Source organism: Pseudomonas sp. TH21 (genome assembly GCF_016651025.1).
GTDB lineage: Bacteria > Pseudomonadota > Gammaproteobacteria > Pseudomonadales > Pseudomonadaceae > Aquipseudomonas > Aquipseudomonas aylmerensis.
In genome coordinates this window covers 2,067,984-2,092,117 of record NZ_JAEKEQ010000001.1, presented here as the reverse complement: position 1 = coordinate 2,092,117, position 24,134 = coordinate 2,067,984, and the positions used below count along the sequence as shown (strand labels likewise).

Genomic DNA, 24,134 nt, shown 5'->3' with positions numbered 1-24,134 from the left:
GCGGATTCTAGCAGACAGCAAAAGGCCGGCTGGGCTCTGGTGAGCACAGCCGGCCGGTTTGTTTCAGCGATTACTGGCGGGCAGCGAGCAAACGCTTGTGGCGGTTGCGTCGGGCGATGTTCAGGCACTCGATCACGGCCGAGAACGCCATGGCTGCATACACGTAGCCTTTAGGCACATGGGCACCGAAGCCTTCGGCGATCAGGGTCATGCCGATCATGATCAGGAAGCCCAGGGCCAGCATCACCACGGTCGGGTTGTCGTTGATGAACTTGGCCAGCGGCTCGGCCGCCACCAGCATCACGATCACCGAGGTCACCACGGCAATGATCATGATCGGCAGGTGCTCGGTCATGCCCACGGCCGTAATGATGCTGTCGATGGAGAACACCAGGTCGAGCATCAGGATCTGGCCGATCGCCGCGGCAAAACCGATGGACACGACATTACCGGTGGTCTCCTTTTCCTCCGGCTCAGGGTCCATGCTGTGGTGGATCTCGGTAGTAGCCTTCCACACCAGGAACAGACCACCGGCGATCAGGATCATGTCCTTCCACGAAAATGCCTGGCCGAGGACTTCGAACACCGGCGTGGTCAACTGCACGATAAATGCGATGGTACTCAACAGGCCCAGGCGCAACACCAACGCCATGCTGATGCCGATGCGACGCGCCTTGGCACGATGCTTTTCCGGCAATTTGTTGGTGAGGATCGAGATGAAGATCAGGTTATCGATACCCAGCACGATTTCCATCACGATCAAGGTCGCCAGGGCGACCCAGGCGGTGGGGCTGGCGGCCAGTTGTAAAAGGTAGTCCATAGGTCAGTCCTGACGTTGTGCTGGGAAATTAGGCTTCTTTGTTACTATTCGATTCTTCTTGCTCGTCTTCCTGCTTTTCAGGACTGATCAAGCCTTGGGTTGCTTCACTCAATGCCTGCTCGGCGGCCTTGTGCGTGTCATCGATGGCCTGCTTGGCCGACTCGGTGGCTTTGCCGATCACTTGCTGCGCGCTTTTTTCGACTTGATCGCAACCACTGATCATCACCAATGAAAGCGCAAGCAACGACGCCGCGCCCAGGGAATTGAGTTTCATGATGTATTCCTCGTTAGAACCATTGGGTCCAAATACTGGCCCCTCGATAGCGAGGCATTCTATGCAGGCGAACAGTTCAGGAAAATTCGTATTTTTCTCGCGTATACTTCGATTTTTACGAAGTGACGCACAGCATGCTCAATTATCGTCAATTGCATTATTTCTGGGTCGTGGCCAAGACCGGCAGCATCGTGCGCGCTTGCGAGCAACTGAACCTCACGCCCCAGACCATCAGCGGGCAGATCAGCCTGCTCGAACAGACCTTCGGCATCGCGCTGTTTCAGCGGGTCGGCCGCCAGCTGGAGCTGACCGAAGCCGGGCGCCGCGCCCTGCCCTATGCCGAACAGATGTTCCAGACCGGCAATGAATTGGAGGCGATGCTGCGCGCGCAACCGAATGAGCAGCAGATCCTGTTCCGGGTCGGGGTGGCGGATGTGGTGCCCAAGTCCATCGTCTATCGCTTGATTGCGCCGACCATGGAATTGAGCGAGCCAATCCGCATCACCTGCCGTGAAGACAAACTCGAACGGTTATTGGCCGATCTGGCGATCCAGCGCTTGGACCTGGTGATCTCCGACAGCCCTATGCCTACGCACCTGGACATTAAAGGCTACAGCCAGAGACTGGGGGAATGTGGCATCAGCTTTTTCGCCACCCGGGCGTTGGCTGACCGGTATGCGGGAGATTTCCCACAGTGCCTGCACGGTGCGCCGCTGTTGATTCCGGGTGCGGAAACCGTGGTGCGCAGCCGTTTGCAACGCTGGTTTGCCGAACAGCAGATTCAGCCGAAGATCATCGGCGAGTTCGATGACAGCGCCTTGATGCAGGCCTTTGGCCAATCCGGCAGCGGGATCTTCATCGCGCCCAGCGTGATCGCCGATGAGGTGGTGCGCCAGTACGGCGTGGTGTTGATGGGCCAGACCGACGCGGTCACCGAGTCCTTCTATGCGATCTCGGTGGAGCGCAAGGTCAAGCACCCCGGCATCGTGGCAATCACCGAAGGGGCACGGCGCGAGCTGTTTACCGCCCTGCCCGCGCCCACCTGAGTCAGCTGCAGGTCGCTGTAGGCTTGGCGGTCATCAGCCACAACGCCAGCAGGATCGACACCAGGATAAAGCCGGAAGCCGCGAAACCCAGGCTGCCCAGGCCAAGAGTGTCGATCACGTGCCCGCCGACCATCGCCCCCAGGCCGATCCCGAGATTGGCCCCGGCGATATTCAGCGACGCCGCAAACGCCGGCGCATGGGGCGCGGCCTTCATCAGCCGCACGTGGCTGACCAGGAACATCGCCGCCTGGGTCACACCCCACACGGCCATCGCCGCGGCCAGGCCAACGGTGGAATGAATCGCCGGCACCAGCGCAACCATGCCCGCGATCATGAAGCCGCAGAACACCATGGAGGCAATCAGCGGGTGCCGATCCACCGCACGCCCGCCCAGTGAGTTGCCGAGCAACCCGACCGCGCCAAAGCCCATCAGGCACCAACCCACCAGGGTGCCGTCGAAGCCGGCCAGGCGCTCAAGGATGTCGGCCAGGTAGGTGTAGGCGGTGAACATGCCACTGAACACCAAGATCGACAGCAGGATATGGCCCTGCATCAGCGGGTTGCGCAGGATCTTGAACTGCGAGCGCAACGTCACCTGGTCGTTCTTCGGCTGCGTCACCGGCAGGTAGATAAACAGCAGCACGGCCTTGGCCAGCGCGACCACGGCAAGGATGGCAAAGGCGGTGCGCCAGCCGAACATATCCGAAATCAGCGTACCCACCGGAATGCCGAACACCGTGGCGCAGACGATGCCAAAGCCGATTTTCTCGATGGCGCGCCCGGCGTATTCGGGGCCGACGATGTCCACCGCCGTTTCACTGGCCAGCGCCCAGAACACCGGCAGGCCCAAGGCCGGGATCAAGCGCGCCAATGCCATCACCCAGATGTTCGGCGCCAGCGCGGCCACGGTGTTGGCGACGCCGAACAGAATCAGGATGCTGATAAACAGGCGCTTGCGTGGGAAACGCGCGAAGTAGGCGGTCAGAAACGGGCCGAATGCGGCCACGGTAAACGCGAACAGGGTCACCAGCAGCCCGGCCTGGGACACGCTGACATTCAGGTCCCGGGCGATGGACGGCAGCAGGCCGACGATGACGAATTCTGTGGTCAGCACGGTAAAGCCGGCGGCCGACAGCAGCAGGATGGGAAACAGCATCAAAAACTCCAGAAACAGCAACACCAACGACAACCCGAAGGTTCGCTGGCAGATAGGATGAAAAAAGGATGCTGAATCTTAACAGAGTGTGTCGGTGTAGCCCATGGAAAAGCCCGGCGATGCCTGCAGGCATCGACCGGGCTTTGCGGCGTTACGACTTAGAACGCGCCCATGTAGTCGCGCTTGCCCACTTCCACACCGTTGTGACGCAGCAAGGCGTAGGCGGTGGTGACGTGGAAGAAGAACTGGGGCAGGCCGTAGGTCAGCAGGTAGGACTGGCCGCTGAAGCGCTTCTCTTTCGGCGTGCCTGGACGGGTGATGATTTCGATGCCTTCCTTGCCGTCGATTTGCTCGGGCTTGATGCTGTCGACAAAAGCCAGGACCTTGGCGATCAGCGCCTGCAGGTCGGCGAAGGTCACTTCGGAGTCCTCGTATTTAGGCACTTCGATCTCGGCCAGGCGCGCGGAAACGCCCTTGGCGAAGTCGACGGCGATCTGCACCTGGCGCACCAGCTGGAACATGTCCGGGAACAGACGTGCCTGCAGCAAGGCGTTGGGCTCGATGTTCTTGGCGGTGGCGTGGGCTTCGGCTTTGTTCAGCACATCGCTCAGGGCGGTGAGCATTTGCTTGAAGACCGGGACGGAAGCGGCGTACAGGGAAATAGTCATGGCAGTCTCATGGGTAATGGCACGGTTTGAACCAGCGGCGATTATAGACACGCCAGCCGCGCGCGCGGCTTGTCTTTTATTTTTTCAGGATTAGGCTAGAGCGCTCACTGCATAGGGAAAGCGCGATGACCGCCGAGCACGACACCGACACCCCTGAGCCGCGCCTGAACAGCACGGAAATCCGCGTCCTGGGCTGCCTGATCGAAAAACAGGCGACCAACCCGGAAACCTACCCCCTGACCCTCAACGCGCTGGTGCTGGCCTGCAACCAGAAGACCAGCCGCGAGCCGGTGATGAACCTCAGCCAGGGCCAGGTCGGCCAGAGCCTGCGGGTGCTCGAAGGTCAGGGCTTCACCCGCCTGGTGATGGGCAGCCGCGCCGATCGCTGGGAGCATCGCGTGGACAAGGCGCTGGAACTGGTGCCCGCCCAGGTGATCCTCACCGGGCTGTTGTTTTTGCGCGGGCCGCAGACGGTCAACGAACTGCTGACGCGCAGCGGGCGCATGCATGACTTTGAAGATGCCGAGCAGGTCGTGCATCAGCTCGAACGCCTGATTGCGCGCGGGCTGGCAGTATTGGTGCCACGTCAGGCAGGGCAGCGGGAAGACCGCTATACCCATGCGCTGGGAGATCCTGCGGATATTGAAGCGATCATCGCGGCCCGCGGGAATCCGGTGGAGCGCAGTACGGGGGTTTCTGCAGAGCGAATAGAAGAGCTGGAAGCACGAATTGCAGCACTGGAAGAGCGTCTGGCCCAGCTCGAACAGGGCTGAACCCATCTAGAATGTGAATACGCGGGATTGCTCGCGAAGGCGGCGGTGTGTCAGTTGATGCATTTGGTGGCTGATGCACCGCTTTCGCAGGCAAGCCAGCTCCCACATTTGATCTCCATACACCCGCCATACCCGAGTCATACCAGGATCCCCCTGTGGGAGCGGGCTTGCTCGCGAAGGCGGTGTGTCAGTTGATGCATTTGGTGGCTGATGCACCGCTTTCGCAGGCAAGCCAGCTCCCACATTTGATCTCCATACACCCGGGAACCCGAGCCATACCAGGATCCCCCTGTGGGAGCGGGCTTGCTCGCGAAGGCGGTGTGTCAGTTGATGCATTCGGTGGCTGATCCACCGCTTTCGCAGGCAAGCCAGCTCCCACATTTGATCTCCATACACCCGCATACCCGAGTCACACCAAAATCCCCTGTGGGAGCGGGCTTGCCCGCGAAGGCGGTGTGTCAGTTGACGCATTTGATGGCTGATCCACCGCTTTCGCAGGCAAGCCAGCTCCCACATTTGATCTGCGTACGCCCGCCATACCCGAGCCATACCAGGATCCCCCTGTGGGAGCGGGCTTGCTCGCGAAGGTGGTGTGTCAGTTGATGCATTCGGTGGCTGACCCACCGCGTTCGCAGGCAAGCCAGCTCCCACATTTGATCTCCATACACCCGGGAACCCGAGCCATACCAGGATCCCCCTGTGGGAGCGGGCTTGCTCGCGAAGGCGGGCTGTCAGTTGATGCATTTGGTGGCTGATGCACCGCTTTCGCAGGCAAGCCAGCTCCCACATTTGTTCTCCACACACCCGCCATACCCGAGTCATACCAGGCCCCCCTGTGGGAGCGGGCTTGCCCGCGAAGAGGGTGTGTCGGTCAATGAATGCTTAACGGATACTCCGCATTCGCGAGCAATCCCGATCCCACACTTGGCTCGGCGCCAGCTTTCAGCTTCGGGCGAAGGCTACGGCCGCCTCAAACTGCTCCTGCGTAGGCCGCACGCCGGTGTAGAGCACAAACTGCTCCAACGCCTGAATGGCGATGACTTCCAAGCCCGTGATCACTTGCTTGCCTTGTGCCCGACCGCGCACGATCAGCGGCGTTTCGGCGGGGATCGCAACGACATCGAACAGCGTTTGCGCGGCATCCACCGCTTGCGCCGCGAACGCCAGCGCATCCGCCTCGGCCCCGCCGGTCATGCCGATCGGCGTCACGTTGATCAGCATCTGGGGGCGCAGGTCACCCAGGTCGGCTTGCCATTCGTACCCAAGGTTGCGGGCCAATGCCTGGCCGGCTGCAGCGTTGCGCGCCACGATCACGCCATTGGCATAACCGCCGTCGCGCAAGGCACTGGCAACGGCCTTGGCCATACCGCCGCTGCCGCGCAGGGCGAAGGTCGATGCTTTCGGCACCGCATGCTTTTTCAGCAGTTGTTCAATGGCGATGTAGTCAGTGTTGTAGGCCTTGAGATGGCCGTCGGTGTTGACGATGGTGTTCAGAGAGTCGATGGCTTGAACCGAATCGTCGAGTTCGTCCACCAAGGCAATGGCGGCTTCCTTGAACGGCATGGAAACCCCGCAACCACGTATGCCCAACGCGCGAATACCACCTATCGCGCCGGGCAAATCCTGGCTGCTGAAAGCTTTATAGTAGAAGTTCAGACCCAGCTGTTCGTACAGATGGTTATGGAATCGCAGGCCAAAGTTCCCGGGACGCGCCGACAGTGACATGCACAGTTGGGTGTCCTTGTTGGGGTGCATCTGCATGGAAAACTCCTTTGAGTAAGCAAATCGGTACAGACCTTACACAACCTTTACCTAGCGGCCGTGCTGTTTTTCAGAAATACGTTGTCTTAAAAGTATCCCCGCGACATTACTTGAGTCTATTGATTGCAGACCACAAGCGCAGGGGCTAACCGAGGAATGACCATGATTCGTAAAATCCCCAAGATCGCCTTGCTTATCGGTGCACTCGCTATGGCCGGCCAAGCCTCCGCCCACGGTGGTGGATGGGGTGGCCCGGCTGTCTTGGGTGCGTTAGTCGGCGCAGCCGTCGTAGGCTCCGTGGTTGCCAGCCAACCCCGCGAAGTCTATGTGCAGCAACCGGTATATGTGCAACCTCAGCCGGTGTATGCCGCCCCACCGCCCGTCTATTACGCACCGCCACCACCGGTGTATGTGCAACAGCAGGTCTACTACCGCCCCGCACCGGTCTACTACGGTCCACCGCGTGGTTACTACGGCCCTCCCCACGGCTATTACGGCCGCGGCTGGTAACGCCCAATCGTCCTGTCTGAAACAGGCCTCGCTTATACGCGGGGCCTTTTTTTTGCGTGCAACGTCCGAATTTATGCGGCCAAGGTCGCTCTGAGGACAATGACACGGGTGAAATCGCACATGATTGAGGCCAATGTCTACTTGCTTGATGGGGCCTCGCGCTGTCATGTTTGTGTCACGACACACTCTCACTATCGATCCTGTCCACTCAATAACAACAAGGACGGCTGACCATGCCCACGCAAAACCCACATCGCACCGCTGGCCTGTGCACGTCCAGCAAGGTCTATAGCGCCCTCACCGAGCTCAAGCACCTGGAAGGCCATCGCAGCGCCAAGTTCCTCGCGCTGCTGGCTGAAAACCTGGTGCACAAGGGTCTGCTCAGTGAGCAGGAAGTGGTGAACATGCTCGATCAGGTAGTGGACTGACGCCTCACGTCGATGTCGACTATCGAGCCAGGTGATTTTTCCTACGGCTCCCGGCACCGTAAGGTGACCTCCATAGCGATTGGAGGTTCTTATGCCCACTGTTCAAATCATGTCCGTTATCGGCAGCGCCGTCCCCGCCCCTCTGCGGGAACTGGGGTTGCTCGCCTGCTGGTACCTGGTACGCGATGGCGAGGCCATCAGCGGCCCGCTCACCTCGTTGTCCGCCGCCGAACAGCAACTGCGACAGGCGTCGAGCTTCAGGCTCCACGCCTGAAACTCAAGGCAAGGGCAGCTTGACCCGCGGCTTGCTTTCGACAAACAGCGCCCAGGTCGACATGAACAGCGCCGCCACCAGCGGGCCGATCACAAAGCCGTTCAGGCCAAATACCGACAGGCCGCCAAGGGTCGAGATCAAGATCAGGTAGTCCGGCATCCGCGTGTCCTTGCCCACCAGGATCGGGCGCAGCACGTTGTCCACCAGGCCGATCACAAATACGCCAAACAAGCCCAGCACCACGCCCTGCCAGATCGAACCACTCAGCAGGAAGTACAGGGCCACCGGCCCCCAGACAATCCCCGCACCGACTGCCGGCAGCAGTGACAAAAACGCCATCAGCACCGCCCAGAGCAACGCGCTGGGAATGTCCAGGAACCAGAAGATCAGGCCACCCAGCGCGCCCTGGGTCACGGCCACCAACACGTTGCCCTTGACCGTCGCGCGCACCACCCGATTGAACTTGAGCTGCAGGCGGCGCTTCTGCGGTTCGGCCAACGGCACTGCCGTGCGCACCTTGCGCACCAGATCAGGGCCGTCGCGCAGCAGGAAAAACAGCAAGTACAGCATGATGAAAAAGCTCACCAGGAAATCAAACGTGCCCTGGCCAAAACTGAATGCCTGGGACGCGAAGAACTGGCTGCCCTGCATCGCACTCTTGACGATCTTCTCCCGCAGCCCTTCAAGGTTGCCCATGCCGAAGCGGTCGAGCAGGTGCTGGAAGTACGGCGGCAAAAAGTTCTTGAACTGCTCGATATAGCCGGCCACGTCGAGCTTGCCGCTCTCGACGTTTTTGTACAGCGTGGCGCCCTCTTGCACCAGCAAGGCACTGGTGATGATCACCGGCAAAATCGCGATCACCAGGCACACCGCCAAGGTGGTCAGGGACGTCAGGTTGCGGTTCCAGCCGAAGCGCTGCTGCAGGCGGCGCTGCATCGGGGCGAAGATGATGCCGAGGATGATCGCCCAGAACACTGCGCCGTAGAACGGCAGCAATATCCAGATGAAGGCGATGGTCACCAGGACCAGCAGTAACAGCAGGGTTTTGAATTGCAGGTTGGATTGATTCATGTCCGGTCCATGTCAGAAAAGCAGAGGGCCTGTGTAGGCCCTGTTGCTTAGTCCACTGCGAAACCTGGGAGTGCCATCCTTTATCCCACCAGCATAGACCGCAATCTTCAATGGCCCTCCGCCTCACGTAACAGCGCCTGGATCATGGCCTCCTGCGCGTCATACCGGCCCTCGCCGAAGTGGCTGTAGCGCACCTGGCCCTGGGCATCGATGAGGTAATGCGCGGGCCAGTACTGATTATCGAAATTGCGCCAGATCGCATAGTTGTTGTCGATCGCGACCGGGTAGGTGATGCCCAGCTTGCGCACCTGCTCCCTGACATTCGCGATGATGTGCTCGTGGGCATATTCCGGGGTGTGCACGCCAATGACCACCAGGCCGTCCCGTGCATACCGCTGGGCCCAGGCCTTGACGTGCGGCAGCGCCCGGCGGCAGTTGACGCAATCGTAGGTCCAGAAATCCACCAGCACCACTTTGCCCTTGAGCATCTCGGGTGTCAGCGGCGGTGAGTTGAGCCATTCGACCGCCCCGGCCAGCGACGGCATGGCGCCCTGGGGCTCGTTGCTCTCATTGCCTGCCACCTGGCTGGAAATCAGCGCGAAAGCCAGCAGCAGGCCGGCAAACACGGCCGTGATAAGTCGCATGGGGATGACCTTGTGGAGACGGGGAGCGCCATTGAACGCCCCGGAGGTATCACGTCTGTGTCCACACCTAGCTGGCGATACACAGCGATACAAAATCGCCAAAGGACGACCTGGATCAATAAACCGCCGGCCCACCTGCACTACCCTCGCGCCCTTTTGCGACCCACGCCCATGCTCCCTGCGATTGCCTCCCCACTGCCAGCCCCTGAACTGCTTGCCCCCGCGGGCAGCCTGAAAAACATGCGCTACGCCTTCGCCTACGGCGCCGATGCGGTCTATGCCGGCCAGCCGCGCTACAGCCTGCGCGTGCGCAACAACGAGTTCGATCACCCCAACCTGGCCCTGGGTATCGAGGAAGCCCACGCGCTGGGCAAGCGCTTCTACGTGGTGGTGAATATCGCGCCGCACAACGCCAAGCTGAAGACCTTCCTCAAAGACCTCGCGCCCGTGATCGCCATGCGCCCGGATGCACTGATCATGTCCGACCCGGGGCTGATCATGCTGGTGCGCCGCAACTACCCGTGGATGCCGATCCACCTGTCGGTGCAGGCGAACACAGTGAATTGGGCCAGCGTGGAGTTCTGGCAGCAGCAAGGCATCAGCCGGATCATTTTGTCGCGTGAGCTTTCCCTGGAGGAAATTGACGAAATCCGCCAGCAGGTGCCAGCCATGGAGCTGGAAGTGTTCGTCCACGGCGCCCTGTGCATGGCCTATTCCGGGCGCTGCCTGCTCTCGGGCTACATGAACAAACGCGACGCCAACCAGGGCACCTGCACCAATGCCTGCCGCTGGAAGTACCAGGCCACGCCGGCCGTGGAAAATGCCACCGGCGATATCGTCCAGGCATTCGAACCGACGCTGGGGATCGGCACCCCGACCGACCAGGTCTTCCTGCTGCAGGAAGCCAACCGTCCGGATGAGCAGATGCCCGCTTTCGAAGACGAACACGGCACCTACATCATGAACGCCAAGGATTTGCGCGCGGTGCAGCATGTGGCGCGCCTGACCCGGATGGGCGTGCATTCGCTGAAGATCGAAGGCCGCACCAAATCCCACTTCTACTGCGCGCGCACCACCCAAGTGTATCGCCGCGCCATTGATGATGCGGTGGCCGGCCGTGAATTCGACCGCAGCCTGATGACCGACCTGGAGTCGCTGGCCCAGCGCGGCTACACCGAAGGTTTCCTGCGCCGCCATGTGCACGACGAATACCAGAACTACCAGAACGGCAGCTCAGTCTCGGAACGCCAGCAGTTTGTCGGCGAGTTGACCGGCGAGCGGCGCGGCGAACTGGCCGAGGTCAAGGTCAAGAATCGCTTTGCCGTGGGCAACCACCTGGAATTGATGACGCCCACCGGCAACTTTCACTTTGACCTGGCCACCCTGCACAACGCCAAGGGCGAAGCCATCGAAGTAGCGCCGGGGGATGGGCACACGGTGTATGTGCCCCTGCCCGCCGAGATGGACCTGCAGTTTGGCCTGCTGATGCGCGACCTCTAGCGGGTCGCCAGGCAAAACCGGCGGATCGCTTCGCACGCCTGGCGCAAGGAATCCTCATCCAGCGCATAGGCAATGCGCAGGTACGGCGCCAGGCCGAACGCACTGCCGTGCACCACCGCCACATTGGCTTCGTCGAGCAACGCGTGCGCCACGTCTTCATCGGTGCGCAGCAGCGTGCCGCCAGGTGTGGTACGACCGAGCAGGCCGGCGCAGGACGCGAAGGCGTAGAACGCACCCGAGGGTTTCAAGCACTCCAAACCCGGCGTGGCATTCAGAAAAGCCACCACCCAGTCCCGACGCGCCTCGAACACCGCCCGCGACTGCTGGATAAAAGCCTGCGGGCCGTTCAATGCCGCGATGGCGGCCTGCTGGGAAATCGCACTGGCTCCCGAGGTCTGCTGGCCCTGGAGTTTTTCCATGGCCTCCAGCAACCAGCGCGGCCCGGTGGCGAAACCGATGCGCCAGCCGGTCATGGCGTAGGCCTTGGACACGCCGTTCATGGTCAGCACGCGCGGTGCCAACCGAGGTTCCACTTGCGCCAGGGTGTGGAAGGTTTGCCCGTCGAACAGCAAGTGCTCGTAGATATCGTCCGCCAGCACCAGCACATGGGGATGCTGCAACACTACCTGCGCCAGGGCCTGCAGCTCCTCGCGGCTGTACACCGCGCCGGTCGGATTGGACGGCGAATTGAGGATCAGCCAGCGCGTGCTGGGGGTGATCGCCTGGTCCAGCGCGGCGGGCGTCAACTTGAAAGCGTCTTCGGCACTGCACGCCACGATCTTCGCCGTGCCGCCGCACAACTCGACCATTTCCGGGTAACTGACCCAATACGGCGCGGGCACGATCACCTCGTCGCCTTCGTTCAGCGTGGCGGCCAGCGCGTTGTAGATCACATGCTTGCCGCCGTTGCTCACCAGGGTGTCCTGCCAGCTTACGTCCAGGCCATTTTCACGGCGGAATTTATCCGCCACGGCTTCACGCAAGGCGCGTACGCCGGCGACCTGGGTGTAGCGCGTCTGGCCGTTGCGGATCGCGTCGATACCGGCTTGGCGAATGTGCTCCGGCGTGTCGAAATCCGGCTCACCGGCGCACAGCGAGATGATCTTCGCACCTTCGGCACGGCGGGCGGCCACGCGGTCGATGATGCGGTACGTGGCGGAAGGCTTGGCCTGGGCCAGGCGCTTGTTCAGAGTATTCACGCGTCCTTCCTCTGCAAGGTGTGATAGCCCAGGGATTCACGGGCCTGCCTGAGGGTCTTGCCGGCTTCGATCTGCGCCCGGATCTGCGATTCGACGGCCTCGATCTGGCGGGCGGTACGCGCGACTTCCTCGGCACGCGCCCGGGGCACCACCAGCACGCCATTGGCATCGGCCACCACGATGTCTCGCGCACACACACGGGCGCCGCTGATAGCCACCGGCTGGTTCACCGCCAGGACTTGCACACGGTCCTTGCCGGTGCGCATGTAGCGGCCTCGGGTAAACAGCGGGTAACCATCGCCCAAGGCCTTGCTGACGTCGCGACACACGCCATCGATCACCGTCGCCGCGATGCCACGGCTGCCGGCGTACTGGGTCATGATGTCGCCCCACACGGTGCAGTCAGTGCGACCGGCGTTGGCGATCACCACCACATCCCCCGGCAACACGTCCTCGATAAAGTCGCCCACCGAACCCGGCGGCATGCTGGCCGGTACGTATTGCACGGTGAACGCCGGGCCCACCACGGTGCCGGGGTAATTATCCAGCGGTGCGATTCCCAGGCATTGGCCGGCGATGCCCAGTTTGTCCATGGCATCCGAGACGCCCGGGGTGTCGAGCCCTTCGAACAGGGCGACAAGCTGTTGATCGTTCATTGGGCAGGCTCCACGCGGATGGCTTCAAATTGGCGGTCATGCATCACGTCGGCGACCGAACGACCGCTGCGCACGGCATCGATCATCCCCGCTTCACGGGCGGCGATGCGCTCGCTCAACGCCAGCACCTGGTCGATCACCGCAGCCGGGATAAACACGCTGCCGCAGCGGTCGGCGATCACGTAGTCATCCTGCGCAACGTCCACGCCGCCGACGCGGATGGTCACGCCGGAATCGACCTGCACCACGCGATTGCGCGCGCTGATCATAGTCACGCCACGCCCGTAGACCGGGTAGCCGATGGACGCGCTGCCGTCGATATCGCGGCTGAAACCGTCGATCACCGAACCGCGAATGCCCTTGGCCACGGCGGCATTGGCGATGATGTCACCCCAGCACGAGATGCCATCGAGGCCCCCGGCGATCACCAGCACGCGATCATCCGTGGTGATTGCGTCGATCACCGGCGAGATCAGGTGCACGCCGGGCGCGGCGTCGGTCTTGGGTGCCAGTTTGACCGTGCTGGCGCGGCCGACCACCTTGGGGCAGTCCCACAACGGGCGGATGCCCACCACGGCGCCTGGCAGTTGCAGGAAGTCGAGGGCGTCGGAGACGGTGTTGGTGTCGAGTTCAGCCAGGCGCTGAAGCGGGTCGGGAGGTGACATGAGATGAGCCCCTGTTGTGGTTGGGGCTCAAGTCTCACTGAGGCGCTGTGATGGGTATATTCGTATTAACGTTAGGCAGACATACGCCCAAGCTATGGTTGCTCAGATGCGGAACTGCCCCACCAGTTGCCCCAGGCGCTGGCCCAAATCCGCCAGGCTGCGCGAGGTCTGGGCGCCCCGCTGGGTTTCATCGGCCACGCTGTCGACTGCCACGGCAATCTGATGCACGCTGCGGTTGATCTCCTCGGCCACGGCGGTCTGTTCTTCGGCGGCGCTGGCAATCTGCGCGTTCATCGAATTGATGGTGCCGATCAACTGGGCCATGGTGTCCAGCGACGCCCCGGCTTCATTGGCCTGGGCCGAGGTGCCGTCGCCCGCATCGCTGGAGCGGCGCATGGCGTCGACGGCAGCCACGGTGCCTTTTTGCAGACGGTCGATCATGCCCTGGATTTCCTGGGTGCTGGTCTGGGTGCGACTGGCGAGTGCACGCACTTCGTCGGCGACCACCGCAAACCCGCGCCCGGCCTCGCCTGCTCGCGCGGCTTCAATCGCTGCGTTGAGCGCCAACAGGTTGGTCTGTTCGGCGATCGAGCGGATTACGCCGAGCACGCTGACAATCGACGATACGTCCTGCTGCAGGCTGTCGAGGGATACGCCGCTGCTGCGGATGTCGCTCACCAGCGCATGGATCTGCGCAATGCTGCCATCCACCACGCGCTTGGCGGCCTGGCCTTCGACATCGGTCTGCTGCGCGGCCACCGAGGCGCCCTGGGCACTGCGCGCGACTTCCTGGGCGGCGGACGACATCTGATTGATCGCGGTGGCGACCTGGTCGGTCTCGTGACGCTGGCGCTCCATGGCCTGTTCCGAACGTTGGGCCTGGTCGGAGACCTGGCTGACCAGGCCGGTGAGTTGGCTGGTCATCTCGGTGATCTGGCGCACCAGGCCGTGGATCTTGTCGACAAAGCGGTTGAACGCGCCGGCCAGGTCGCCCAGTTCATCCTGGCTGGTGATGGCCAGGCGACGGGTCAGGTCGCCCTCACCGGCGGCGATGTCGTCGAGGTTGGCTTTCATCAAATGCAATGGGCGCAGGATGGTGTTGGCCAGCACCATGCCGACGGCGGCGATCACCAGCAACACCACCACCGCCACGCCGAGGATGCTCAGCAGCACGCCTTCCATGCGTTTTTCGACCTTGGCCTCGACCACCGCCACTTGGGCTTCGATGCCATCCAGGTTCACCGACGTACCGATGACCATGTCCCACTTCGGCAGGTATTCGGTGTAGCCGAGCTTGGGCACCAGTTCGGTCTGGCCGGGCTGGGTCGAGCTGTATTGCAGGTAGTGCGTGCCGTCCTTGCCGACCTTCACCAGGTCGCGGTTGACGTAGACACCGTTGGGGTCGCGGTTGTCCTTGAAGCTCTTGCCCACGCCGTCGGGGCTGTTGCCCTTGAACAGGCGAATGGTCTCGGAGTCGTAGCCGAAGAAGTAGCCGTCCTTGCCGTAGCTGGTGTTGGACAGCAGCTTGACCACTTGGGCCCGCGCGGCCGTGTCGCCGGGAGCCGCCGCGTCGTAGAGCGGCTTGATGGTGGTCATGGCCACTTCGACGTAGCTCTGCAGGGTCGCCTTGGCGTCGTTGAGCAGGCGCTGGCGGGTTTCATCCACTTCGTTGCGTGCCTGGCCTTGCAGGATCCACACGGTGGTCAGGCTGATCACCACGGCAAACAGCAACACCGGCACAACGGCGAGGGACAGGACTTTGGCCTTCAAACTCAGACGCATGGCTTTTCTCTCTTATTAGTGGCGACTTGAGAGGTTATCGGCCATGCGCCTGGGATCTGTAGGAGCCGGCTCCTACGGAACGGCGGTGTGTCAGAGGGTCATCGCGGCCAGCCAGCCGAACGCCAGCAGCGGGATGTTGTAGTGCAGGAACGTCGGCACCACGGTGTCCCAGATATGGTGGTGCTGGCCGTCGATGTTCAGGCCGGAGGTCGGGCCGAGGGTTGAGTCCGAGGCAGGCGAACCGGCATCGCCCAGGGCCCCGGCGGTGCCGACGATGCACACGATGGCCAGCGGGCTGAAGCCCAGTTGCACACACAGAGGCACGAAGATCGCGGCCAGGATCGGCACCGTGGAAAACGACGAGCCGATGCCCATGGTCACCAGCAGCCCCACCAGCAACATCAACAACGCGCCCACGCCACGACTATGGCCGATGAACGCCGCCGAGGCTTCCACCAGCGAACGCACGTCGCCGGTGGCCTTGAGCACTTCGGCAAACCCCGACGAGGCGATCATGATGAAGCCGATCATGGCCATCATCTTCATGCCTTCGGTAAACAGGTCGTCGGTGTCGCGCCAGCGCACGATGCCCGACACCGAGAAAATCAGGAACCCGGCCAGGGCGCCGATGATCATCGAGTCCAGCCACAGCTGGATGATGAACGCCGCGGCAATCGCCAGGCCAGCCACCAGCAGGGTCAGCGGGTTGTACTGCACCGCGACCTGCTCGACCCGCTCGATTTTCTCCAGGTCATACACGCGCTTCTTGCGGTAGCTGACAAACACCGCCACCAGCAGGCCAACGACCATGCCCAGCGCGGGCAAGCCCATGGCGTGGGTGACGTTGACCTGGCTGATATCCACCCCGCTCTTGGCCACATTGGCCAGCAGGATCTGATTGAGGAAAATATTGCCGAAGCCCACCGGCAGGAACATATACGGGGTGATCAGGCCGAAAGTCATCACGCAGGCGATCAGGCGGCGGTCCAGTTGCAGCTTGGTCAATACGTAGAGCAGCGGCGGCACCAGCAGCGGGATAAACGCGATATGGATCGGCAGAATATTCTGCGAGGCAATCGCCACCACCCACAGCAGGCCGATCAACAGCCATTTGACGTGACTGCCGCCGGTGGCTTCCTGGCGGTCGACCAGCAGCAGGGCCTTGTCTGCCAAGGCGTGGGCCAGGCCGGATTTGGCAATTGCCACCGCGAAAGCGCCGAGCAAGGCGTAGGACAACGCCACAGTCGCGCCGCCGCCCAAGCCGCCATTGAAGGCCTTGAGCGTGGCCTCGATACCCAGGCCACCGGTAAGCCCGCCAACCAGGGCGCCGACGATGATGGCGATGACCACATGCACGCGGGACAAGCTGAGCACCAGCATGGTGCCGACCGCGGCGATGACTGCGTTAATCATGGTTACCTCAAGCAGAAACATAAAAAACAGGCATGCCCGCGCCCGGGCGGCCGAGGGGTGGCTGCCAGCGTGCAGGCTTGAAGGAGGTCTTATTAGAGGGCGCGCACTTTGCAGCAGGCAGGGCTGCATGTCAAAAAACGACGCCGCTTTAAGCTTTAAATTGAACGTTTGAATAAAGAAAGTTCCACGGCGGCCGATACAAAGGCTCTCTGTGTTTTCAGGTTAAGGATGCTCCTCGATGTCCCTCAGACAGCTGTCCATTCAATGGAAAATCACCCTGCTCGCCGGCCTTTGCCTGTTGGGGATCGTGACCCTGCTGGTGGGTCTGTCGCTGTATCGCATGGCGCAGAGCTCCGAGCAGGTCAAAGCCTCCAGCATGCAAATGCTCGATGAGGCCGCCCAGGCGCGCATCGAGGCTCAGGGTGAAGTGCAGGCGCTGGGCATCCGCCAGCAATTCATGGACGCCTATCAATACGGCCATGGCTTTTCCCGCCAGGTACTGTTTTTGCGCGAGCAGGCCGAAAAGCGCTTCCTCGACGCCTTCGACACCCGCGAAGACCTGACCCGCCAGGTCAAGGCCGCGCTGCAGGCCAACCCGGACCTGCTCGGCCTGTCACTGGTGTTCGAAGCCAATGCGCTGGACGGCAAGGACGAGCTGTTCGCCAACCAGGCTGAACTGGGCAGCAACGACAAGGGCCGCTTTGCCCTGTATTGGTCGCAACCGACGCCCGGCAAGCTGACCTCGATGCCGCTGCCGGAAAGCGACATGTCCGACACCTCCGTCGGCCCCAGCGGTGAAAAGGCCAACGCCTGGTTCACCTGCCCGCGCACCACCCTCAAGCCGTGCGTGATCGAGCCCTACTTCTATGTGATCGACGGGCAGAACGTGCTGATGACCAGCATCGTGTTCCCCTTGATGGTCAACGGCAAAGTCATCGCCTCGTTGTCGGTGGACATCAACCTCAATAGCCTGCAGGCCATCAGCCAACGCGCCAGCCAGAAGCTCTACGACGGCCAGACCCAAGTCAGCATCCTCAGCCCGACCGGCCTGCTCGCCGGCTACAGCGCGGACGCCAGCAAACTCAGCCAGCGCCTGGACCAGGTCGACAGCGCCAGCGGTGCGCAACTGATCAGCGCCCTGGCCAGCAGCACGCAGATCCGCAGCCTGCGTACCGACCACCAACTAAAGGTGCTGGCACCGTTTGCACCGATTCCCGACGGCAAGCCGTGGGGTGTGTTGCTGGATGTACCGGAAAAAGTCCTGGTCGGCCCTGCCGAAGCGCTGAAAGCCCAGATGGACGCCGACAACACCCGGGGCACCTTGCTGGAACTGAGCCTGGGACTGCTCGCCGCCGTGCTCGGCCTGATCCTGGTGTGGCTGATGGCCCGCAGCGTGACCCGCCCGATCCTCGGCGTAGCGCACATGCTCGAAGACATCGCCAGTGGCGAAGGCGACCTGACCCGGCGCCTGGCCTACGACAAGAAAGATGAACTGGGCCAACTGGCGGGCTGGTTCAACCGCTTTCTCGACAAGCTGCAGCCGATCATCGCCGAGGTCAAACGCTCGGTGCAGGATGCACGTGGCACGGCCGACCAGTCCGCCGCAATCGCCACCGAAACCAGCGCCGGCATGGAACAGCAATACCGCCAGGTCGACCAGGTGGCCACCGCCTCCCATGAGATGAGCGCCACCGCCCAGGACGTCGCCCGCAGCGCTGCCCAGGCCGCCCAGGCCGCACGCGATGCCGACCAGGCGACCCGCGAAGGCCTGACGGTGATCGACCGCACCACCACCAATATCGGGCACCTGGCGGCAGACATGAGCACCGCCATGACCCAGGTCGAAGGCCTGGCCGCCAACAGCGAGAAAATCGGCTCGGTGCTGGAAGTGATTCGCGGCATTGCCGAGCAGACCAACCTGCTGGCGCTCAACGCCGCCATCGAAGCCGCCCGCGCCGGTGAGGCCGGTCGCGGATTTGCCGTGGTCGCCGATGAAGTGCGCAACCTCGCACGCCGCACCCAGGAATCGGTGGAAGAAACCCGCCTGGTCATCGAGCAATTGCAGAGTGGCACCACCGATGTGGTCGGCGCCATGGGCAACAGCTATCGCCAGGCCCAGGGCAGCGTCGAACAAGTCGGCGAGGCCGTCACCGCCCTGCGCCAGATTGGCGAGGCGGTCACGGTGATCAGCGACATGAACCTGCAGATCGCCAGCGCTGCCGAAGAGCAAAGCGCGGTGGCCGAGGAGATCAACAGCAACGTGGCCACGATCCGCGATGTGACCGAGTCGCTGTCCGAGCAGGCCAATGAATCCGCGCGCGTCAGCCAGGCACTGAACAGCCTGGCGAACCAGCAGCAGGGGTTGATGGATCAATTCCGGGTCTGAAGGTTGAAGTAGATCCGCTGTGGGGTATGTCTCGGGGTCTCGGGTGTATGAAGATCAAAGGTAGGAGCTGGCTTGCCTGCGAAAGCGGTGGGTCAGCCACCGAATGCATCCACTGACACACCGCCTTCGCGGGCAAGCCCGCTCCCACAGGGGATCCTGGTATGGCTCGGGTACGGCGGGCGTACGCAGATCAAATGTGGGAGCTGGCTTGCCTGCGAAAGCGGTGGATCAGCCACCGAATACATCCACTGACGCACCGCCTTCGCGAGCAAGCCCGCTCCCACAGGGGATTGGGGTATGCCTCAGCCCTGGCGTCTGGGCAGTTCGATCAGCGCCTTGAGCCCGCCAAGCTCGGACTCCTGCAGTTGTAACACCCCGCCCCACACCTCGACGATATCGCGCACGATCCCCAGCCCCAGGCCATGGCCGTCAATCTGCTCATCCAGGCGCGCGCCACGACTGAACACCTGGTCACGCTGGGTTTCCGGAATGCCGGGGCCGTCATCTTCGACCGCCAGCAGGTAACTCTGCGGAGTCTCACTGATGCTCAGCCGCACTTCGGCATCCGCCCATTTACAGGCGTTGTCCAGCAAATTGCCGAGCAGTTCGAGCAGGTCCTCACGGTCCCAGGGCAAATGCAGGCCTGGGGCCACCTGGTAGCTGAGGTCCAGGTGCTCGCCGTGGATCATGTTGAGGGTGGCGAGCAGGCCGGGCAGTTCTTTTTCACAGTCGAACAACGCACCGGGCAGGGTTTCACCGGCCAGGCGCGCGCGATTGAGTTCACGATTCAGACGTTGCTGCACCTGCTCCAACTGGTCACGCAGCAGCTTGCCCAGTTCGGGATGATCCTTGAGCGCCTCGCTTGAAGCTGCACTCAACAGCACCGCCAACGGGGTTTTCAGGGCGTGCCCAAGGTTGCCAAGGGCGTTGCGCGAACGCTTGAGGCTGTCTTCGGTATGCGCCAGCAGGTGGTTGATCTGTGCCACCAGGGGCTCCAGCTCCAGCGGCACCTGGGTGTCGAGCTGCGAGCGCTGGCCCTGCTGCAATTGCGCGATCTGGTTGCGTGCGGTTTCCAGCGGGCGCAAGGCGCGGCGTACGGTGACCCGTTGCAGGATCAACACCAGCAGCAACGCCGCCAGCCCGAGTACCAGGCCGATCTGACGCATCAGGCGAAAGCTTTCGCGCACCGGCGTGTAGTCCTGGGCCACGCTGATGGAAATCGGCTGGCCAAAGCGTTTGTAGTCCGAACGCAGCACCAGCAGTTGCTGGCCTTCCGGCCCCAGTTGCAGATTGCCCTTGAGACCGGCCTCGGGCAGTTGGGGCAGTTCCTGGTCCCACAACGAGCGCGAGCGCCAGTGGACATCGGCAAAGTCGATCCGAAAGTAATGCCCGGAAAACGGCCGTTGGTAAGCCGGCGACAGGCGCTGTTCATCCAGCTGCACGCCGTTGGGCCCACGCACCAGTGCCACCAGCAGGTTCTCGGCGTCGTTGCGCAGGCCCGCTTCCAGATAGCGCTGCAAGCCGGCTTCGAACAACCACAGGCTGGTCTGCGCCAGCACTACGCCGACGATCACCATCACGCTGATCAAGCCCAGGCTCAGGCGTCGCTGGATCGACTTCATGCAGGGCTGGCGCCAAATCGATAACCCTGGCCACGCCGGGTTTCAATCACGCTGCGCCCCAACTTGCGGCGCAGGTGGTTGACGTGCACTTCCAGCACGTTGGAGTCGCGCTCGGTTTCGCCGTCATACAAGTGCTCGGCCAGGTGGCTTTTCGAGAGGATCTGTTCGGGGTGCAGCATGAAGTAGCGCAACAAGCGGAATTCGGCGGCGGTCAGCTGGATCTCGTCGCCATCGCGCAGCACGCATTGACGGCCTTCATCCAGATGCAGGCCGGCGGCTTGCAAGGTCGGTTGGTTGGCCTGCCCATGGGAACGGCGCAACAGTGCCTGGATGCGCAGGTGCAACTCTTCGGGGTGAAAAGGTTTGCTCAGGTAATCGTCGGCGCCGGCCTTGAGCCCTTCGATACGCTCGGCCCAGGAATCACGGGCGGTGAGAATCAACACCGGGGTAGCCAGCGCGGCGGCACGCCATTGCGCCAGTACTTCAAGCCCGGGCAGCCCCGGCAGGCCGAGGTCGAGGATGATCAAGTCATAGGGTTCGCTGCGGCCCTGATAGACGGCGTCGCGGCCATCGGCCAGCCAATCGACGGCATAGCCCTGGCGCTGCAGGCCGGCGAGCAGTTCATCGGCCAGGGGTACGTTGTCTTCCACCAGGAGCAGGCGCATCAGTCTTCCTCGTCTTTGATCAGCACACCGGTACTTGCGTCCAGCTTGATCTCGCGTACCACCCCTTCGGTGGTCACCAGTTCGACTTCATAGGCATATTTGCCATGCTTTTTCTCCAGCTCAGCCTCCAGCAGCCGCGAGCCGGGGTAGCGCGCCATGGCCTGCTGCAACAGTTGCTCCAGCGGCAGGATCACGCCCTGCTGGCGCAGCGCCAGGGCTTCATCCTGATTGAGGTCGCGGGCCGCCAGGCTCGAGCAGAAAACCATGAGCACCAACGCCACTCGACTGCCGGCGGGTAAATTTACCTTCATTACGTATCCTGATGATTCTTGAGAACCTGCCCGGTGAGCGCGTCCAATTCAATATCCCATTCAATGCCGTCGGCATCTTTGAGTTCGACCTCGTAGACATACTTGCCGTAGGCCTCGTCCAGATCGGTGTCCAGCAGCGTCGAGCCGGGGTGCAGGGCCAGGGCCGTAGCGTCGAGTTGATCGAAAGCGACAATTGTAACAGTGGCGGGCACGGTCAGTGGTTTGTCCGGGTCCACGGCTCCGGCCCGGCTCGCCGTGATGGCGATGATAACGGCGGCGGCCAGAGCTGTGAGGCGCTTCATGAGGAGTCTCCGTTACACGATGTTTTTCCTACGCCGGTAACGGTACCTGCTGCAACTTAACTGAAACTGAATTGCCACCATGGCAATTTCGCCGGACTGCGTTTTTCCCACATCGGCTGAGATTTCCTATAATGCCCTGCTTGCTTCAACAGAGACCGGTATGACAGCCATCCACATCAAATTCCCCGCCCTGACGCTCAAGGCCGGCACCCGCGCCTTTGCGCGCATTCGTGAACGGGGCCTGGCGCCTGCGGATGTGGGCATCCTCCCCGGTGCGGCCGGCGGGCCCAAGGCGCTCGGAATCCAGGGCCTGGACCTGGCGCTGTTCGGCGACTGGCTGCCACGCGCGCCTCGCGAGCGCGCGCTGATCGGTGCGTCGATTGGCTCCTGGCGGTTTGCCAGTGCCTGCCTGCCCGACCCGGTGCAAGGCCTGCTGGACCTTGGCCGCCTCTACAACGAACAGCGCTTTGCCAAGGGCGTGACCATGGCCGAGGTCAGCCGCAGTTGCCAGCGCATGCTCGACGACCTGCTGGCCGGCCGCGACGCGCGGGTGCTGGACAACTCCGACTATCGCCTGAACATCATGGTGGTCAAGAGCCATGGCCTGCTCGCCGATGACCATCGCGGACGGCTGGGCCTGGGCCTGTCGTCGGTGATTGCCGACAACCTGCGCGGGCGTGCGCGGCTGGCGCGGCACTTCGAGCGGCTGATCATCCACGACCCACGCCAGGCGCCGCCGCTGCATGCGCTGAAGGATTTCCCGTCGCGCTTCGTCAACCTGGAACTCGGCAACCTGCGCCAGGCGCTGCTGGCGTCGGGCTCCATCCCTATGGTCATGCAAGGCGTGCGCGACCTGCCCGGCGCGGGTGCCGGCACTTTCCGCGACGGCGGCCTGCTGGACTACCACCTCGACCTGCCCTACCACGGCGACGACATTGTGCTGTACCCGCACTTCACCGACCGGGTCATCCCCGGCTGGTTCGACAAGGGCCTGCCGTGGCGGCGCAGCAATCAACAAGGCTTGCAGGATGTGTTGCTGCTGGCGCCGTCCCGGGATTACCTGGCACGCCTGCCCCACGGCAAACTGCCGGACCGCAGCGACTTCAAGCGTTTCATGGGCGACGACCCGAGCCGCAACAAATACTGGCAAACCGCAATGAGCGAGAGCCGGCGGCTCGGCGATGAGTTTCTGCGCTTGGCCGATAACGGCGAGCTGGGCGAACACCTGCAGCCACTTTGACCCAGCGGTATGCGCGGCGGCGAATCAAACTGTTAAACTCGCCGCCTGCCAGATACTGACCGAGCTGAAAATACTGTGGAAATCTTCAAAGAATTTACCTTCGAGTCCGCCCACCGCCTGCCCCACGTACCCGAAGGCCACAAATGCGGGCGCCTGCACGGGCATTCGTTCAAGGTGGCGATCCACCTGAGCGGCGACCTGGATCCGCATACCGGCTGGATTCGCGACTTCTCGGAGATCAAGGCGATTTTCAAGCCGCTCTACGAACGCCTCGACCACAACTACCTCAACGACATCCCCGGCCTGGAAAACCCGACCAGCGAAGTGCTGGCCAAATGGATCTGGAATGAGCTCAAACCCCTGCTGCCGGAACTCAGTGCGATCCGCATCCATGAAACCTGCACCAGCGGCTGCATCTATCGCGGCGAGTAAGCCGGCGAGATGAAAAAACCACCCTGGCGGTGGTTTTTTTATGCCCTGCTCCCTTACAGTCGTGGCTCCAGCCGACCAGGAGCACGCCGCAATGCTGCGCCCCGCCACGCCCCATGATGTTGCCGCCATTGAAGCCATCGTCGAGGCCGCTTATTCACCGTACATCGAGCGTATCGGCCGCAAACCCGGGCCGATGCTTGAAGACTACGGCCGGCGAGTCGAGGTCGGTGGTGTGCATGTACTGGACAACGACGGGCAGATCCAGGGTTTTATCATCCTGCAAGACACCGACAGCGCCCTACTGCTGGATAACCTGGCGGTCGCCCCGCAGGCCCAGGGCCTTGGTCTTGGCCGCGTATTGATGGACTTCGCCGAACGCCAGGCCATCGACGCGGGTTACAGCGCCATACGCCTCTACACCAATGAAGCCATGACCGAGAACCTTGCGCTGTACACCCGCCGGGGTTACGTGGAAACCCACCGGGCCGAGGAACAGGGCCTGCGCCGGGTGTACATGGCCAAGCCCCTTTAGGAGA

The 24,134-nt window shown here is 62.4% G+C and carries 25 protein-coding genes and 3 pseudogenes; 11 read left to right on the top strand and 17 right to left on the bottom strand.

Annotation, left to right across the window (positions count from 1 at the left end; genetic code table 11):
- Positions 1-70: 70 nt before the first annotated feature.
- Complete coding sequence (locus JFU04_RS09455) at positions 71-820, bottom strand: TerC family protein (RefSeq protein ID WP_065907112.1); 750 nt, start codon at positions 818-820, stop codon at positions 71-73.
- 28 nt (positions 821-848) lie between these two features.
- Complete coding sequence (locus JFU04_RS09450; RefSeq protein ID WP_201143919.1) at positions 849-1,094, bottom strand: hypothetical protein; 246 nt, start codon at positions 1,092-1,094, stop codon at positions 849-851.
- Between the two features lie 134 nt (positions 1,095-1,228).
- Here JFU04_RS09450 and nhaR point away from each other — a divergent pair, with 134 nt between their 5' ends.
- Entirely contained in the window at positions 1,229-2,140 is a 912-nt protein-coding gene (gene nhaR, locus JFU04_RS09445; RefSeq protein WP_065907114.1) for a transcriptional activator NhaR, read from the top strand.
- Position 2,141: 1 nt separating this feature from the next.
- Here nhaR and JFU04_RS09440 read toward each other — a convergent pair whose 3' ends face one another.
- Together JFU04_RS09440 and JFU04_RS09435 are read right to left on the bottom strand one after the other, a co-directional pair.
- Complete coding sequence (locus tag JFU04_RS09440; protein WP_201143918.1) at positions 2,142-3,296, bottom strand: MFS transporter; 1,155 nt, start codon at positions 3,294-3,296, stop codon at positions 2,142-2,144.
- Between the two features lie 158 nt (positions 3,297-3,454).
- Positions 3,455-3,964: a DUF1993 domain-containing protein gene (locus JFU04_RS09435; RefSeq protein ID WP_065907120.1), complete on the bottom strand. Its 510-nt coding sequence runs from the start codon at positions 3,962-3,964 to the stop codon at positions 3,455-3,457.
- A gap of 125 nt (positions 3,965-4,089) precedes the next feature.
- Here JFU04_RS09435 and JFU04_RS09430 point away from each other — a divergent pair, with 125 nt between their 5' ends.
- The gene (locus JFU04_RS09430) at positions 4,090-4,737 is read left to right on the top strand and encodes a YceH family protein (protein WP_065907123.1); all 648 of its coding nucleotides are present in this window, start codon (positions 4,090-4,092) and stop codon (positions 4,735-4,737) included.
- A gap of 942 nt (positions 4,738-5,679) precedes the next feature.
- Here the strand turns inward: JFU04_RS09430 and JFU04_RS09425 are convergent.
- Positions 5,680-6,498 carry a shikimate 5-dehydrogenase gene (locus JFU04_RS09425; protein ID WP_065907125.1) on the bottom strand — a complete coding sequence of 273 codons (819 nt, stop codon included), beginning with the start codon at positions 6,496-6,498 and terminating at the stop codon, positions 5,680-5,682.
- A 156-nt stretch (positions 6,499-6,654) separates the two neighbouring features.
- Between JFU04_RS09425 and JFU04_RS09420 the strand changes: the two genes are divergently transcribed.
- From JFU04_RS09420 to JFU04_RS09410, 3 genes are all read left to right on the top strand, one after another.
- Positions 6,655-7,008: a hypothetical protein gene (locus JFU04_RS09420; protein WP_065907126.1), complete on the top strand. Its 354-nt coding sequence runs from the start codon at positions 6,655-6,657 to the stop codon at positions 7,006-7,008.
- Positions 7,009-7,241: 233 nt separating this feature from the next.
- Positions 7,242-7,436: a hypothetical protein gene (locus JFU04_RS09415; RefSeq protein ID WP_065907127.1), complete on the top strand. Its 195-nt coding sequence runs from the start codon at positions 7,242-7,244 to the stop codon at positions 7,434-7,436.
- A 91-nt stretch (positions 7,437-7,527) separates the two neighbouring features.
- A complete protein-coding gene (locus tag JFU04_RS09410) occupies positions 7,528-7,710 on the top strand; it encodes a hypothetical protein (protein WP_065907128.1) in 183 nt (60 codons plus the stop codon).
- 3 nt (positions 7,711-7,713) lie between these two features.
- Here JFU04_RS09410 and JFU04_RS09405 read toward each other — a convergent pair whose 3' ends face one another.
- The gene (locus JFU04_RS09405; RefSeq protein ID WP_201143917.1) at positions 7,714-8,781 is read right to left on the bottom strand and encodes an AI-2E family transporter; all 1,068 of its coding nucleotides are present in this window, start codon (positions 8,779-8,781) and stop codon (positions 7,714-7,716) included.
- A gap of 107 nt (positions 8,782-8,888) precedes the next feature.
- A pseudogene (locus JFU04_RS09400) lies at positions 8,889-9,335 on the bottom strand (thioredoxin family protein); the annotation flags it as partial.
- A 261-nt stretch (positions 9,336-9,596) separates the two neighbouring features.
- Here JFU04_RS09400 and trhP point away from each other — a divergent pair.
- The gene (gene trhP, locus JFU04_RS09395; protein ID WP_201143915.1) at positions 9,597-10,925 is read left to right on the top strand and encodes a prephenate-dependent tRNA uridine(34) hydroxylase TrhP; all 1,329 of its coding nucleotides are present in this window, start codon (positions 9,597-9,599) and stop codon (positions 10,923-10,925) included.
- Here trhP and JFU04_RS09390 read toward each other — a convergent pair.
- The 6 genes and pseudogenes from JFU04_RS09390 to JFU04_RS09370 all read right to left on the bottom strand — a co-directional run bounded on the left by JFU04_RS09390 (position 10,922) and on the right by JFU04_RS09370 (position 16,637).
- Entirely contained in the window at positions 10,922-12,124 is a 1,203-nt protein-coding gene (locus JFU04_RS09390; protein WP_201143914.1) for an aminotransferase class I/II-fold pyridoxal phosphate-dependent enzyme, read from the bottom strand. The genes trhP and JFU04_RS09390 overlap by 4 nt on opposite strands.
- Positions 12,121-12,780 carry an RraA family protein gene (locus JFU04_RS09385; protein WP_201143913.1) on the bottom strand — a complete coding sequence of 220 codons (660 nt, stop codon included), beginning with the start codon at positions 12,778-12,780 and terminating at the stop codon, positions 12,121-12,123. The genes JFU04_RS09390 and JFU04_RS09385 overlap by 4 nt, the downstream gene beginning before the upstream one ends.
- Positions 12,777-13,445, bottom strand: coding sequence for an RraA family protein (locus JFU04_RS09380; protein ID WP_201143912.1), 669 nt, complete (start codon positions 13,443-13,445; stop codon positions 12,777-12,779). Before JFU04_RS09380 ends, JFU04_RS09385 begins: the two co-directional genes overlap by 4 nt.
- 102 nt (positions 13,446-13,547) lie before the next feature.
- A complete protein-coding gene (locus JFU04_RS30590; RefSeq protein ID WP_446739694.1) occupies positions 13,548-14,303 on the bottom strand; it encodes a methyl-accepting chemotaxis protein in 756 nt (251 codons plus the stop codon).
- A gap of 102 nt (positions 14,304-14,405) precedes the next feature.
- A pseudogene (locus JFU04_RS30585) lies at positions 14,406-15,227 on the bottom strand (cache domain-containing protein); the annotation flags it as partial.
- Between the two features lie 90 nt (positions 15,228-15,317).
- Positions 15,318-16,637 (bottom strand): Na+/H+ antiporter family protein, encoded by a 1,320-nt coding sequence (locus JFU04_RS09370; protein WP_162946149.1) that lies wholly within the window; start codon positions 16,635-16,637, stop codon positions 15,318-15,320.
- 241 nt (positions 16,638-16,878) lie between these two features.
- Here JFU04_RS09370 and JFU04_RS30580 point away from each other — a divergent pair.
- Positions 16,879-18,168: pseudogene (locus JFU04_RS30580) on the top strand (HAMP domain-containing protein); the annotation flags it as partial.
- Positions 18,169-18,270: 102 nt separating this feature from the next.
- A complete protein-coding gene (locus JFU04_RS30575; protein WP_371920707.1) occupies positions 18,271-19,026 on the top strand; it encodes a methyl-accepting chemotaxis protein in 756 nt (251 codons plus the stop codon).
- A 302-nt stretch (positions 19,027-19,328) separates the two neighbouring features.
- Here JFU04_RS30575 and JFU04_RS09360 read toward each other — a convergent pair whose 3' ends face one another.
- From JFU04_RS09360 to JFU04_RS09345, 4 genes are read right to left on the bottom strand one after another with little or no spacing between them, the layout of a single operon-like run.
- A complete protein-coding gene (locus tag JFU04_RS09360) occupies positions 19,329-20,648 on the bottom strand; it encodes a sensor histidine kinase (RefSeq protein WP_106804517.1) in 1,320 nt (439 codons plus the stop codon).
- Positions 20,645-21,313 (bottom strand): response regulator transcription factor, encoded by a 669-nt coding sequence (locus JFU04_RS09355; protein ID WP_120448073.1) that lies wholly within the window; start codon positions 21,311-21,313, stop codon positions 20,645-20,647. The genes JFU04_RS09360 and JFU04_RS09355 overlap by 4 nt, the downstream gene beginning before the upstream one ends.
- The gene (locus JFU04_RS09350) at positions 21,313-21,624 is read right to left on the bottom strand and encodes a PepSY domain-containing protein (RefSeq protein WP_065907150.1); all 312 of its coding nucleotides are present in this window, start codon (positions 21,622-21,624) and stop codon (positions 21,313-21,315) included. The genes JFU04_RS09355 and JFU04_RS09350 overlap by 1 nt, the downstream gene beginning before the upstream one ends.
- The gene (locus tag JFU04_RS09345; RefSeq protein WP_106804518.1) at positions 21,624-21,926 is read right to left on the bottom strand and encodes a PepSY domain-containing protein; all 303 of its coding nucleotides are present in this window, start codon (positions 21,924-21,926) and stop codon (positions 21,624-21,626) included. The genes JFU04_RS09350 and JFU04_RS09345 overlap by 1 nt, the downstream gene beginning before the upstream one ends.
- A 160-nt stretch (positions 21,927-22,086) precedes the next feature.
- On the opposite strand from JFU04_RS09345, the gene JFU04_RS09340 reads away from it, so the two are divergent.
- The 3 genes from JFU04_RS09340 to JFU04_RS09330 all read left to right on the top strand — a co-directional run bounded on the left by JFU04_RS09340 (position 22,087) and on the right by JFU04_RS09330 (position 24,130).
- Entirely contained in the window at positions 22,087-23,166 is a 1,080-nt protein-coding gene (locus JFU04_RS09340) for a patatin-like phospholipase family protein (protein ID WP_201143910.1), read from the top strand.
- Between the two features lie 75 nt (positions 23,167-23,241).
- A complete protein-coding gene (gene queD, locus JFU04_RS09335) occupies positions 23,242-23,598 on the top strand; it encodes a 6-carboxytetrahydropterin synthase QueD (protein WP_003190259.1) in 357 nt (118 codons plus the stop codon).
- Between the two features lie 91 nt (positions 23,599-23,689).
- A complete protein-coding gene (locus tag JFU04_RS09330; protein WP_106804586.1) occupies positions 23,690-24,130 on the top strand; it encodes a GNAT family N-acetyltransferase in 441 nt (146 codons plus the stop codon).
- Positions 24,131-24,134: the final 4 nt, after the last annotated feature.